13 protein-coding genes are annotated in these 12,078 nt (G+C 68.6%); 9 read left to right on the top strand and 4 right to left on the bottom strand.

The features are described 5' to 3' along the window. Positions 1-325: 325 nt before the first annotated feature. The 3 genes from CBM2586_RS22860 to CBM2586_RS22850 are packed head-to-tail and all read left to right on the top strand — an operon-like array spanning position 326 to position 2,726. Positions 326-676, top strand: coding sequence for a PepSY domain-containing protein (locus CBM2586_RS22860; RefSeq protein ID WP_115664550.1), 351 nt, complete (start codon positions 326-328; stop codon positions 674-676). A gap of 16 nt (positions 677-692) precedes the next feature. Continuing rightward, positions 693-1,367 carry a response regulator transcription factor gene (locus CBM2586_RS22855; protein WP_115689963.1) on the top strand — a complete coding sequence of 225 codons (675 nt, stop codon included), beginning with the start codon at positions 693-695 and terminating at the stop codon, positions 1,365-1,367. Next, positions 1,368-2,726, top strand: a complete 1,359-nt coding sequence (locus tag CBM2586_RS22850; protein WP_115689961.1) for a sensor histidine kinase — start codon at positions 1,368-1,370, stop codon at positions 2,724-2,726. Here CBM2586_RS22850 and CBM2586_RS22845 read toward each other — a convergent pair whose 3' ends face one another. Then, the gene (locus CBM2586_RS22845) at positions 2,727-3,224 is read right to left on the bottom strand and encodes a DUF962 domain-containing protein (protein WP_115664553.1); all 498 of its coding nucleotides are present in this window, start codon (positions 3,222-3,224) and stop codon (positions 2,727-2,729) included. It abuts the gene before it with no gap. 214 nt (positions 3,225-3,438) lie between these two features. Here CBM2586_RS22845 and CBM2586_RS22840 point away from each other — a divergent pair, with 214 nt between their 5' ends. From CBM2586_RS22840 to CBM2586_RS22820, 5 genes are all read left to right on the top strand, one after another. After that, positions 3,439-4,128, top strand: a complete 690-nt coding sequence (locus CBM2586_RS22840) for a Crp/Fnr family transcriptional regulator (protein WP_115664554.1) — start codon at positions 3,439-3,441, stop codon at positions 4,126-4,128. Positions 4,129-4,154: 26 nt separating this feature from the next. Then, positions 4,155-5,021 (top strand): arylamine N-acetyltransferase family protein, encoded by an 867-nt coding sequence (locus CBM2586_RS22835; RefSeq protein WP_115689959.1) that lies wholly within the window; start codon positions 4,155-4,157, stop codon positions 5,019-5,021. A gap of 237 nt (positions 5,022-5,258) precedes the next feature. Continuing rightward, positions 5,259-6,023 (top strand): SDR family oxidoreductase, encoded by a 765-nt coding sequence (locus CBM2586_RS22830; RefSeq protein ID WP_115664558.1) that lies wholly within the window; start codon positions 5,259-5,261, stop codon positions 6,021-6,023. 97 nt (positions 6,024-6,120) lie between these two features. Then, the gene (locus tag CBM2586_RS22825; RefSeq protein ID WP_115689957.1) at positions 6,121-7,869 is read left to right on the top strand and encodes a class I adenylate-forming enzyme family protein; all 1,749 of its coding nucleotides are present in this window, start codon (positions 6,121-6,123) and stop codon (positions 7,867-7,869) included. 91 nt (positions 7,870-7,960) lie between these two features. Further along, positions 7,961-8,761, top strand: coding sequence for an acid phosphatase (locus CBM2586_RS22820; protein ID WP_115689955.1), 801 nt, complete (start codon positions 7,961-7,963; stop codon positions 8,759-8,761). A gap of 25 nt (positions 8,762-8,786) precedes the next feature. Here the strand turns inward: CBM2586_RS22820 and CBM2586_RS22815 are convergent, their stop codons facing one another. The 3 genes from CBM2586_RS22815 to CBM2586_RS22805 all read right to left on the bottom strand — a co-directional run bounded on the left by CBM2586_RS22815 (position 8,787) and on the right by CBM2586_RS22805 (position 10,249). Then, complete coding sequence (locus CBM2586_RS22815; RefSeq protein WP_115664565.1) at positions 8,787-9,269, bottom strand: CreA family protein; 483 nt, start codon at positions 9,267-9,269, stop codon at positions 8,787-8,789. Between the two features lie 21 nt (positions 9,270-9,290). Beyond that, the gene (locus CBM2586_RS22810) at positions 9,291-9,776 is read right to left on the bottom strand and encodes an acyl-CoA thioesterase (protein ID WP_012355963.1); all 486 of its coding nucleotides are present in this window, start codon (positions 9,774-9,776) and stop codon (positions 9,291-9,293) included. 191 nt (positions 9,777-9,967) lie between these two features. Further along, a complete protein-coding gene (locus CBM2586_RS22805) occupies positions 9,968-10,249 on the bottom strand; it encodes an HU family DNA-binding protein (RefSeq protein WP_010814166.1) in 282 nt (93 codons plus the stop codon). A 507-nt stretch (positions 10,250-10,756) separates the two neighbouring features. Here CBM2586_RS22805 and CBM2586_RS22800 point away from each other — a divergent pair. Further along, a complete protein-coding gene (locus CBM2586_RS22800) occupies positions 10,757-11,959 on the top strand; it encodes an ammonium transporter (RefSeq protein ID WP_115664568.1) in 1,203 nt (400 codons plus the stop codon). Positions 11,960-12,078: the final 119 nt, after the last annotated feature.

Here is a 12,078-nt window from a genome sequence, read left to right as displayed (position 1 = left end):
AAGTTGAACAGATGGATGCCGGCAGGTGTTATGCATTGCTACTGAGTGTTGCGCAGTCGCCTGGTCGACGCCCACTGAATCATAGCGGAAAGTGCCGTAAGTCAAGGGGTTTTCATGCATGCGACGCGTAAAACCCGGTGAAAACCCCGGGTTTTGTCGCGGCTTTGCCTCAGTGCAAGCGCGAAAGCGGTCCACGTCCCCCCGTTTTGGCATGCGCGGCCCACGGCGCGCAACGCTGCGCGAGCGTCCGCATGCTACCGTTCGCGTCCCGCATTGAGTGTTCCGTTCAGCCCGCATTCAGCTGTTTTGATGCAAACTCCGAGCCATGAACCCTTGTTTCCAGGCCTTTCTGCGCCCGTGCGCGCTGGTGGCCGCCGCGCTGATGGCACTGGCGGCGGTCCCCGCCGCGCACGCCGACAAGGATGCCGATCGCGCGCGCGCCGCGGTGCAGTCCGGCGAAATCCTGCCGTTGTCGCGCATCCTCGAGACCGTCTCGCGCCAGTACGCCGGCGACGTCATCGGGGTCGAGCTCGATCACGACGACGGCATCTGGCAGTACGAGGTCAAGCTGCTGCTGCCCGGTGGCTCGGTGGCCAAGCTCAAATACGATGCGCGCACCGCCGCCCTGCTCAAGGCCAAGGGACGGGGGCTGGAAGGCGCGCGCCGCAAACCCTGACCCGGCAACGACAACCATGCGCATCCTGCTGGTCGAAGACGAAACCGCCCTGGCCGTGCAGGTCCGTGCCAGCCTGGCCGACGCCGGCTATGCCGTCGACACGGCCGCCGACGGCCTCGACGCCTGGCACCTGGGCGCGGAAGAACCTTACGACGCCGTCATCCTCGACCTCGGCCTGCCGCGGCTGGACGGACTCTCGGTGCTGCGCCGCTGGCGCGCCGCGCAGGTCAACGCGCCGGTGCTGATCCTGACCGCGCGCGACAGCTGGACCGAGAAGGTCGAGGGCATCGACGCCGGCGCCGACGACTACCTGGCCAAGCCCTTCCGCATGGAAGAGCTGCTGGCGCGCATCCGGGCGCTGATCCGGCGCGCGCACGGCATGCCGGCGCCCGAACTGCGGTGCGGCCCGGTGCGGATGAATCCGCGCGCCGGCACGGTCAGCGTGGACGGCACGCCGGTGGTGCTCACCGCCCATGAATTCCGCGTGCTGGATTACCTGATGCACCACCCCGGCGCGATCGTCAGCAAGACCGCGCTGACCGAACACATCTACGCGCAGGACTTCGACCGCGACAGCAATACCATCGAGGTCTTTGTCGGCCGCCTGCGGCGCAAGCTCGGCGTCGACATCATCGAGACCGTGCGCGGCCAGGGCTATCGGCTGCGCCCTCCGTCGCAGGCGCGCGCCTAGATGCCGGTGCGCCTGCGTCGCTCGCTTGCGCTGCGCCTGCTGGCGGTGGCGGCGATCTGGCTCGCCGCGGCGCTGGGGGTCGGCGGCTGGCTGCTGTCGGCCCTGTTCGAGCGCCACGTCAACCAGGCCTATGTGCGCCAGCTCGAGCACCAGCTCGCCAGCCTGGCCGCGGCGCTGGACTGGAGCGCCGACGGCAGGCTGGTCCTCAACCGCAGTCCGGCCGATCCCCGCTACGAACTGCCCTATTCCGGCGCCTACTGGCAGGCGCGGGCGCCAGGCGCGCTGCTGCGCTCGCGCTCGCTGTGGGATACGGAGATGCCGGCGACGGTGCTGCGCCGCCCGCGCGACGCGGCGGACGCCCCGGATGGAATCGCCGAGGTGCGGTCGGGCCCGAACCACCAGTCGCTGCTGGTGGTTTCCCGGCAACTGGTGCTGGCGTCGGCCGATACGCCGGTGGAAATCTCGGTGGCGCTCGACCGCACCGAACTGCGCGCCGCGCGCCGCAGCTTCGACCGCACGCTGGCCTGGTCCCTGACGGCGCTGGGGCTGGGCCTGATGCTCGCGGTGGCGGCGCAGGTGCGGTTCGGCCTGGCGCCGCTGGCACGGCTGCGGCGCGCGCTCGGCACTATGCAGGCGCGGCGCGAGGCGCGCCTGGGCGGCGCCTGGCCCGCCGAGGTCGAACCGCTGGTGAACGAAATCAATGCCCTGCTGGCACGCAATGCACAAGCGCTGGAGCGCTCGCGCCGCCAGGCCGCCGACCTGGCGCATGCGGTCAAGACGCCGCTGGCGGTGCTGGCCAACGAGGCGGCGGCGTTGCCCGGCGCCGCGGCGCAGGCCGTCTCGGGCCAGGTCGAAGCGATGCGGCGCCAGGTGGACCGTCACCTCGCGCGCGCCCGTGCCGCCGGCGCGGCCGCCGCCCGCGGCGAGCGCATCGACGCCGCGCCCGCGGTGCGCGAGCTGACGCGCGCGCTGGCGCGGCTGCATCGTGAACGGGACCTGGAACTGACCGTCGACGGTGGCGGGCATTTCGCCGGCGACCGCCAGGACCTGGTCGAGCTCCTGGGCAACCTGCTCGACAACGCCTGCCAGTGGGCGCGTACGCGCGTGCGCGTCACGCTGCGGGAGGACGCTGGCGTGCTGGAAATCCTGGTCGAGGATGATGGCGCGGGGCTGCCGCCCGAGGCGCAGGCGCTGGCAACGGCGCGCTTCGGCCGGCTCGACGAGGCCGCCGCCGGCAGCGGCCTGGGCCTGGCCATCGTCACGGAAATCGCGGCCCTGTACGACGGCAGCCTGGCGCTGGCAACGAGCCCGCTGGGCGGTCTGGCGGCCCGTTTGCGGCTGCCGGCGGGGCAGCCCTGATCAGTGCGCGCGGGCAGCCATGGCGTCGCGCGTAGCGCGCGCCAGGCCCAGTGCAAAGGCCGTTTCGGCGACCAGGAACAGCGGGCCGATCAGCAGCCCGACCAGGTCGTCGACGAAAGCCGGCTTGCGCCCTTCGTAATAGTGGCCGATGAACTGGATCACCCATCCCACCACGAACAGGCCGACGCCGAGCGCGAGCCACCAGCTCGTCGGCATCGCCGCGATATGCGCGCCGGCATAGAGGAACACCGCAAGGATCAGCGCCATCGCCACGCCGAAGCCCAGCGACAGGCGCAGGTAGAACAGGCACGACAGGATATACAGCAGCATTGCCGGCGTCAGCACGGCGTTGCCGTCGCCCAGTGCCAGTGCCGGCCGCGCCAGCAGCGTGGTCACCGCCAGCACGATCATCGGGATGCCGATGAAATGCGTGAAGACATTGCGCGGGTCGCGATGGTAGGCGGCGTAGTTGGCGAGATGTTCGATCAGGGTTTTCACGGAGGCGTCTCCTGGACTGCGCTATGGCGCGCGCGCGTCGGGCGCGAGGTGGATTTATAGTAGTGGGCGCGCACCGGACGGTCTGTCAGGTTTTTGACATTCCGCCAGGCGCGCCGACATGGAGACCGGCATGCGGCTGGCGAGCCCGCCACGCCACGCCCTCCTCGCCCCACACCACCCCAAGGCGCACCCCCGAGACACGATGTCCAGCCCGATGTTGCCATGCAGCGACCCACTTGCCGCGGTGCGTGCGGGCGCGTGGTTCAGCCAGTTGCCGACGGCGCTGCGGCAGGCGCTGCTGGAGGACGGCAGCCTGCGCCGGCTGGTTGCCGGCGAGACCCTGTTTGCGCGCGGTGACCGCTTCGATGGCCTGTATTGTGTCGCCAGCGGCACCATGCAGATCCACGCCAGCGGCGCATCGGGCAAGGCCGCGGTGCTGGGCCTGCTCGAGCCCGGCAGCTGGTTCGGCGAGATCTGCCTGTTCGATGGCCTGCCGCGCACTCATGACGCGCGTGCCGCCAGCGCCGCGACGCTGTGGCACGTGCCGCGCGCCGCCCTGGCGCAGCGCCTGGCGCAGCAGCCGGCATGGTGGCAGGCGTTCGGGCAACTGCTGGCGGCCAAGACCCGCGAGGCCTTCCACTATGTCGAGGAAGCGCAGCTGCTGTCGCCGCCGGCACGCGTCGCGCGGCGGCTGGCGGCGCTCGCGCATGGCTACGGCAGCCTGCCGCGCGCCAGTGCCACGCAGCGGGTGCGCATTGCGCAAGAGCAGCTGGCGCAGATGCTGGGCCTGTCGCGCCAGACCGTGAACCATGCGCTGCGCGAACTGGAGGCGCGCGGCCTGCTGCGCCTGCAATACGGCGGCATCGAACTGCTCGACCTGCCCGCGCTGGAAGCGCTCGACTGAGCGCACCGTACCGGAGCCCCGACACCATGACCACCCTTGACGCAGCACAACTCGACGCATGGCTGGCGCGCCTCGGCATCGACGCGCCGCCCTCGCCCACGCTGCAAGCGCTGGACGCGGTGCTGGCCGCGCACCTGGCCAGCGTCCCATTCGAGAACCTCGACCCGCTGCTGCGCCGCCCGGTGCGCATCGACCTCGAGGCCGTGTTCGACAAGCTGGTCACGCGCGGGCGCGGCGGCTACTGCTTCGAACTCAATACGCTGCTCAGCGCCGCGCTCGGCGCGCTAGGCTATGTGGTGACGCCGCTGGCCGCGCGCGTGCGCTGGGGCGTGCCGGACCACGTGATCACCATGACCTCGCACATGCTGCTGCGCGTGGAAGTGGCCCATCGCAGCTATCTGGTCGATGTCGGCTTCGGCGGCCCGACGCCGTTCCGCGCGATGCCACTGTCCGAGCCGGCCGACGATGGCTTTCCCTACCGGCTGGTGCCGTCCCCGGTGCCGGCCGGCGCCAGTGCGTTCCACAACTACGACCTGCAGGCGCGTGGCGATGCAGAGTGGATCCCGGTCTACCGTTTCGACCTGACGCCACAGGCTCCGGTCGATTTCGAGGCGCGCAACTGGTATGTCTCGACGCATCCGGACAGTGTCTTCCTGCAGCGGCTGATGGCCGCGCGCACCGATGGCGGCACGCGCGTGACGCTGGCCAACGGCGAACTGGCCGAGCGCGCCCCGGACGGCAGCGTGCGCCGCACGCATCTGCCGCATGCCGACGCCGTGGTGCAGGCCCTGTCCGAGCGCTTTGGCATCGTGCTGGACGACGCGCTGCGCCAGGGCCTGAGGGCTGCGCTGCCCGGCTTGCTGGCGCCTGCGACGCCGCCCGCGGGCAACTGAATCGCTGCGGCTCCGCACCGCAGCATCGGCTCCATGCACCGCGCGCATTGCCAGCAGAAAGAATGCTGATAAGGCCTGTAACCGCCACCCGGTGCTGTGGACGCGGCCATGGCCGCGCCACATAATGTCCCGGCGATGCGGCCTGCGGGCGCGTCCGCAGGACCACAGCGCGGCACCCCGCCGCCAGCACAAGCCGGGCAGCAGCGCTGACGCCGGCGCAGCCATACAGGAGACTCCATGTCATTGTTCGATCTGACGGGCAAGGTTGCCATCGTCACGGGCTCTTCGCGCGGCATCGGCCGCGCCATCGCCGAGCAGATGGCCGTACAGGGCGCCAAGGTCGTGATTTCCTCGCGCAAGGCCGAGGCCTGCCAGGAAGTAGTGGATGCCATCAACGACCGCCATGGTGCCGGCACCGCGATCGCGGTCCCGGCCAACATCTCTTCGAAGGACGACCTGCAGCGGCTGGTCGACGAGACCAACCGTGCCTTCGGCAAGATCGACGTGCTGGTCTGCAATGCCGCGTCCAACCCGTACTACGGGCCGATGAGCGGCGTATCGGACGACCAGTTCCGCAAGGTGCTGGACAACAACGTCATCTCCAACCACTGGCTGATCCAGATGGTGGCGCCGCAGATGATCGACCGGAAGGATGGCTCGATCATCATCGTGTCGTCGATCGGCGGCCTGCGCGGCTCGCCCACCATCGGCGTCTACAACATTTCCAAGGCCGCCGACTTCCAGCTGGCGCGCAACCTCGCGGTCGAGTTCGGGCCGCACAATGTGCGCGTGAACTGCATCGCGCCCGGGCTGATCAAGACCGACTTCGCGCGCGCGCTGTGGGAAGATCCCGAGCGCTACAAGCAGTCCACCCAGGGCGCCCCGCTGCGCCGCATCGGCGAACCCATCGAGATCGCCGGCGCGGCCGTGTTCCTGGCCTCGGCGGCCAGCACCTTCATGACCGGCCAGGCCATGGTGGTGGACGGCGGCGTGACCATCTGAGCCTTTGACGCAAGCGTTGCCAGGCGGCCGGCGCCAACTGCGCCGGCCGCCTTCCTGCATTTCCCTCAACCTGCAGTGCAGTTCCGGGAGGCAGTCCATGTCGAGCAATCCGCAGTCGGCCGGCACCTGGCCGGTCATGTCGCTGGCCGAGGCGCACGCCCGCCTGACCGCGCCGGGCGCGCCGTTCGAAACCGAGACGCGCGTGATCCGCGGCATCCCCACCACGGTCTGGAAGAACGCGCCGCCCACGCTGCGTGAGCTGCTGCTGGCCACGCGCGCGTTCGCCGGGCGCACCTTCGTGGTGTACGAGAACGAACGCGTCTCCTACGATGCGTTTGTGCGCGCTGCCATCGCCATGGCCCACGCGCTGGTGCGTGACGGCGTGCGCAAGGGCGACCGCGTGGCGCTGGCCATGCGCAACCTGCCCGAATGGCCGGTGGCGTTCTACGGTGCGCTGCTGGCCGGCGCCATCGTGACTCCGCTCAATGCCTGGTGGACCGGCCAGGAGCTGGAATATGGCCTGGCCGATTCCGGCAGCCGCATCGCGATCGTCGATGCGGAGCGACTCGACCGCATCCTCGAACACCTGCCGGGCTGTCCGGCGCTGGAACGCATCTACGTCTCGCGCGCCGGCGCTGCCCCGGCCGAGCCGCGCGTGACGGCGCTGGAAAGCGTGATCGGCGCTTCGGCGAGCTGGGCGGCGCTGCCGCAGCAGGCGCCGCCTGCGGTCGACATCGACCCCGACGACGACGCCACCATCTTCTATACCTCCGGCACCACCGGCAAGCCGAAGGGTGCGCTCGGCACGCATCGCAACTCCACCTCGGTGGCGGTGGCCGGTGGCTTCAGTCCGCTGCGCAACCTGCTGCGCCGGGGCGAACCGATCCCGGCGCCGGATCCGGCCGCGCCGCAAAAATCGATGCTGCTGGCAGTGCCGTTCTTTCACGTCACCGGCTGCATGGCGGTGCTCAACGGCGCCATCGCCACCGGCGGCAAGATCGTGCTGCTGCACCGCTGGGACGCGCTGCGCGGCATGGAGCTGATCGAACGCGAGCGCTGCACCGCGGCCGGCGGCGTGCCGACCATCGCATGGCAGATCCTGGAGCATCCCGAGCGCGGCCGCTTCGACCTGTCGTCGCTCGAGAACATCAACTACGGCGGCGCGCCGGCCTCGCCGGAACTGGTCCGGCGCATCCGCGAGGTGTTCCCCATGGCCGCGCCCGGCATTGGCTGGGGCATGACGGAAACCTCGTCCACCTTCACCAGCCACAGCGCCGAAGAATATGTGACGCGCCCGGACAGCAGCGGCCCGGCGCTGCCGATCGGCGAAATGAAAGTGGTGGACGGCCGCGGCCAGGCGCTGCCGCCCGGTGAAACCGGCGAACTGATGGCGCGCGGCGCCAACGTCGTGCGCGGCTACTGGAACAAGCCCGAGGCCACCGCCCAGACCTTTGTCGACGGCTGGCTGCGCACCGGCGACATTGCCCGGCTGGACCAAGAAGGCTACGTCTATATCGTCGACCGGATGAAGGACATGCTGATCCGCGGCGGCGAGAACATCTACTGCATCGAGGTGGAAAGCGCGCTGTACGAGCACCCCGCGGTCATGGACGCCTCGGTGGTCGGGCTGCCGCACCGGACCCTGGGCGAGGAGCCGGCTGCCGTGGTCAGCCTGAAGCCGGGCATGCAGGCGAGCGAAGCCGGGCTGCAGGATTTCGTGCGCGAGCGGCTGGCAGCGTTCAAGGTGCCGGTGCGTATCCTGATTTTCCACGAGATGCTGCCGCGCAATGCCAATGGCAAGATCATGAAATCGAACCTTCGCAAGCTGTTCGACGCCGCCACGTAAGCCACGGCGGCGCGACCGCATCGATCCGAGCCCTCATCAGGAAGACAAAGTGACGGACCAAGCCAAGCCGGATTCCTCCCGCTCCCAACCCATGCTGGCGCTTGGCGCGGCAGCGCTCGCCGCGCTGCTGGCCGGCTGCGCCGCCGGCGGCACCAACCTGTCCGCGGTGCCCGAGTTGCGTCCCGGAATGCCGGCCGGCTACCTCGCCGCCGAGGCGCGCCCCGACAGCCTGAGGCTGCTGTCGGCGCCGCCGGCGCAGGGTTCGGCGGCGCTGGCGCTCGATGAAGAATCCGCGCGCCAGGCCGGTCCGTTGCGGGGTTCGCCGCGCTGGCAGCTGGCTGCCGACGATGCCGTGCTGACCTTCCCGCAGGCGGCCAGCACCTTCTCCTGCGCGCTGGGCGTGCCCGTCAGCGACAAGGACACGCCTTACCTGAACATGCTGCTGCGCCGCAGCCTGGTCGATGCCGGCCTGTCCACGTACAAGGCCAAGGACCATTACCAGCGCACCCGCCCCTTCGTGGCCACCAAGACCCCGATGTGCACGCAGGCCGAGGCCGCCAAGCTGGAGAAGGATGGCTCCTACCCGTCCGGCCACAGCGCCATCGGCTGGGCCTGGGCGCTGATCCTGACCGAGATCGAGCCCGCGCGCGCCAATGAGCTGCTGGCGCGCGGCCGGGCCTTCGGGCAAAGCCGCGTGGTCTGCAACGTGCACTGGCAGAGCGATGTCAATGCGGGCCGCACCATGGCGGCAGCGACGGTGGCGCGCCTGCATGCCGATCCCGCCTTCCGCGCCGACCTGGAGCGGGCACGCAGTGAAGTGGCTGCCGCGCGCGCCGCGGGAGCGCGGCCATCGCGCGATTGCCAGGCGGAAAGCGCGGCGCTGGCGCCGTAGTTCCGCCGCGGATGGCCGACCTGGGCTACTTCACCGGAATCACCGTGCCGGCCGGCACCGGTACGGCAGTCACGCTGTTCTGGGGACTGCCGCTGACGATGCGGTCCGAATACGTCAGGTAGACCAGGGTATTGCGCTTGCGGTCGACCGCGCGCACCACGTGCAGCGCCTTGAACAGGATCGACATGCGCTCGGAAAACACATTGTCCTGCTGCTTGATCGGCGCCTTGAAGCCGATCGGGCCCACCTGCCGGCACGCGATCGAGGCCTCGGGCGGGTCTTCCGCCATGCCGAGCTGGCCCTTGATGCCCCCGGTGCGGGCGCGCGACACGTAGCAGGTAATGCCGTCCACCTGCGGATCGTCATAGGCTTCGATCACGACCTTGTCGGAACCGGTCATGCGGAAATTGGTGCTGACGCTGCCGATCTCCTCGGCACTGGCACCCGCGGCGGCGCTGGCGCAGGCGGCGGCCAACAGGATGCGAACGAGTTGGTGGCAGGACCTCATGGCTGTAGCGCGCATCGGCATTCAGTTCACCGACGACTTGATGTCGCCGTGGCGCTTTTCCATTTCCTGGCGCAGCGCGCGACGCTGCTGCGCGGCGGCAAAGCGCTGGCGCTCGACCTCGTCGCGCGGCTCCAGCGGCGGCACCTCGGCGGGGGTGCCGTTGTCGTCCACCGCCACCATGGTGAAATAGCAGCTGTTGGTATGGCGCACCAGCTTGCTGCGGATGTTCTCGGTCACCACCTTGATGCCGATCTCCATCGAGCTGCGGCCGGTGTAGTTGACCGATGCCAGGAAGGTCACCAGCTCGCCCACGTGGATGGGCTGGCGGAACACCACCTGGTCTACCGACAGCGTGACCACGTAGCGGCCGGCGTAGCGGCTGGCGCAGGCATAGGCCACCATATCCAGGTACTTGAGGATGGTGCCGCCGTGGACGTTACCGGAGAAGTTGGCCATGTCCGGCGTCATCAGCACGGTCATGGAAAGCTGGTGGGACAGGTCATTCATGATGCGGGATACGAAGATTGCGGGGGCGGGATTGCCGGCTGCGGGCGCCGGCAGTTTAACCCGGATCGCCGCGCCGTTGCCGGCTGGCATGGCGTTGCGTCGGCAACCGCCGTGCCGGCGCAGCGGGCGTATCCGGCGCATAAAAAAAAGCGGCCTGCCAGGCCGCTTCTTTCGCTATGGACGCAAACTGCTTACTTTTTCTTGTTCACGGCGTCCTTGAAACCCTGGCCTGCCGAGAACTTGACCGTCTTGGCGGCCGGAATCTTGATGGTTTCGCCGGTGCGCGGATTGCGGCCGGTACGGGCAGCGCGCTTGCCGGCGCTGAAGCTGCCGAAACCCACCAGCGTTACAGAATCACCCTTTGCCACTGCCTTCTTGATACTGTCCAGCGCTGCGTTGAGCGCACGCTCGGCGGCGGCATTGCTCAATTCTGCTTCCGCGGCGATGGCCGATACCAGTTCACCTTTATTCATGGCTGATTTCCCTTGTTGGTCGTCGTCACCGATGTGCGTGCCTCGCGGCAGGCCATCGATCGGCGCAGTCTAATCTGCCCTTCGCGCGTAGAGCAATCCCCAGTGGCACCAATGCGACAAAAAAACCCGCAAATCCTTGCTTGAGGCCGGTTAGCGGGCAATTTCCACCCCTGTTCGCGCTTGCCGCCGCCGCTTTTTGCCGGCCCGCCACTGCGCCGGGAGCGGGCGCCCGGAATAGTGACCTCAAAACTAATCAGCATAGGACAGATTCCCCCAATTGGGGCGACGCACCACAACGGATCATCGGACGCACCTCGCCGGCTCATTCTGGCGCAGGCTTGCCCCGCTGCCGGCAGCGCCCCGACGGCCGCGCGTCCCAGGACCTCGGGCCGCGTGCGGCATGCCGGTGCGGCTTTTTACCCGGCACGGTGCAAGCGGCACCAGGATGCAGCCGTCTGTGGAACGCTTTTTGCATACTGGTGCGCCCATTTTGAGCATGAGGTCACTATGGACAACTGGAAGACCGGCACCGACGCGCTGTTTATCCTGCTTGGCGCCATCATGGTGCTGGCCATGCACGCCGGCTTTGCGTTCCTCGAACTCGGCACGGTGCGCAAGAAAAACCAGGTCAATGCGTTGGTAAAAATCCTGGTGGATTTCGCGGTTTCCACCATCGCCTATTTCTTTATCGGCTACACCATTGCCTACGGCGTGCAGTTCTTTTCCGGGGCCGCAACGCTGGTCCAGAAAAATGGCTACGAACTGGTCAAGTTCTTTTTCCTGGCGACCTTTGCCGCGGCGATTCCGGCGATTATCTCCGGCGGTATTGCCGAGCGCTCGCGCTTCAATCCGCAACTGGTCGCCACCTTCGTGCTGGTGGGTTTTGTCTACCCGTTTTTCGAGGGCATGGTGTGGAACCAGCGGTTCGGCGTGCAGGACTGGATCGCGCGGGTGGCCGGCGCGCCCTTCCACGACTTCGCCGGTTCGGTGGTGGTGCATGCGCTGGGCGGCTGGATCGCGCTGCCGGCAGTGCTGCTGCTGGGCGCGCGCCGCGGCCGCTACCAGAAAGACGGCCGCATCAGCGCGCATCCGCCCTCGAACATCCCGTTCCTGGCGCTGGGCGCCTGGATTCTTGCGGTGGGCTGGTTCGGCTTCAACGTGATGAGCGCGCAGACCGTCGACAAGATCAGCGGCCTGGTAGCGATCAATTCGCTGATGGCGATGGTCGGCGGCACGCTGGCCGCCTGGCTGGCCGGACGCAACGATCCAGGCTTCGTCTACAACGGGCCGCTGGCCGGCCTGGTGGCGGTATGCGCCGGTTCGGACCTGATGCATCCGCTGGGCGCGCTGGTCACGGGTGCCGTGGCCGGCGCGCTGTTCGTCTCTATGTTCACGCTGGCGCAAAACAAGTGGCATATCGACGATGTGCTTGGCGTGTGGCCGCTGCACGGGCTTTGCGGCGCCTGGGGCGGCATCGCCGCCGGCATCTTCGGCGCGAAGGCGCTGGGGGGCCTTGGCGGGGTCTCGCTTGGCGCGCAGTGGCTCGGCACCTTGCTCGGCATCGTCGTGGCGCTGGCTGGCGGCACGCTGGTCTATGGCACGCTCAAGCGGCTGGTGGGCATTCGCCTCGACGCCGAGGGCGAGTTCAACGGGGCCGACCTGACGCTGCACCGGATTTCCGCCACCCCCGAGCGCGAAACCAACTGGTAATACGCGCCAGCCCATTTCCGATATAAACAGACGAGCCGTGCCATGCGGCTTGTCTTAACAATTATTTGCTTGCGCTTCCGCACGCGGCCTCTCAATAATTCCCGTGCCCGGGAATTGCG

It is taken from the genome of Cupriavidus taiwanensis (assembly GCF_900250115.1).
In the GTDB taxonomy this organism is placed as follows: domain Bacteria; phylum Pseudomonadota; class Gammaproteobacteria; order Burkholderiales; family Burkholderiaceae; genus Cupriavidus; species Cupriavidus taiwanensis_B.
The sequence above is the reverse complement of the archived record's forward strand: the minus strand, read 5'-3'. Positions and strand labels throughout refer to the sequence as shown.

What these genes read in the sequence shown, in the direction of transcription:
- CBM2586_RS22860 (WP_115664550.1), top strand. Translation starts at nt 326, where the DNA reads ATGAACCCTTGTTTCCAGGCCTTTCTGCGCCCGTGCGCGCTGGTGGCC.
- CBM2586_RS22855 (WP_115689963.1), top strand. Translation starts at nt 693, where the DNA reads ATGCGCATCCTGCTGGTCGAAGACGAAACCGCCCTGGCCGTGCAGGTC.
- CBM2586_RS22850 (WP_115689961.1), top strand. Translation starts at nt 1,368, where the DNA reads ATGCCGGTGCGCCTGCGTCGCTCGCTTGCGCTGCGCCTGCTGGCGGTG.
- CBM2586_RS22840 (WP_115664554.1), top strand. Translation starts at nt 3,439, where the DNA reads ATGTTGCCATGCAGCGACCCACTTGCCGCGGTGCGTGCGGGCGCGTGG.
- CBM2586_RS22835 (WP_115689959.1), top strand. Translation starts at nt 4,155, where the DNA reads ATGACCACCCTTGACGCAGCACAACTCGACGCATGGCTGGCGCGCCTC.
- CBM2586_RS22830 (WP_115664558.1), top strand. Translation starts at nt 5,259, where the DNA reads ATGTCATTGTTCGATCTGACGGGCAAGGTTGCCATCGTCACGGGCTCT.
- CBM2586_RS22825 (WP_115689957.1), top strand. Translation starts at nt 6,121, where the DNA reads ATGTCGAGCAATCCGCAGTCGGCCGGCACCTGGCCGGTCATGTCGCTG.
- CBM2586_RS22820 (WP_115689955.1), top strand. Translation starts at nt 7,961, where the DNA reads ATGCTGGCGCTTGGCGCGGCAGCGCTCGCCGCGCTGCTGGCCGGCTGC.
- CBM2586_RS22815 (WP_115664565.1), bottom strand. Translation starts at nt 9,269, where the DNA reads ATGAGGTCCTGCCACCAACTCGTTCGCATCCTGTTGGCCGCCGCCTGC.
- CBM2586_RS22810 (WP_012355963.1), bottom strand. Translation starts at nt 9,776, where the DNA reads ATGAATGACCTGTCCCACCAGCTTTCCATGACCGTGCTGATGACGCCG.
- CBM2586_RS22805 (WP_010814166.1), bottom strand. Translation starts at nt 10,249, where the DNA reads ATGAATAAAGGTGAACTGGTATCGGCCATCGCCGCGGAAGCAGAATTG.
- CBM2586_RS22800 (WP_115664568.1), top strand. Translation starts at nt 10,757, where the DNA reads ATGGACAACTGGAAGACCGGCACCGACGCGCTGTTTATCCTGCTTGGC.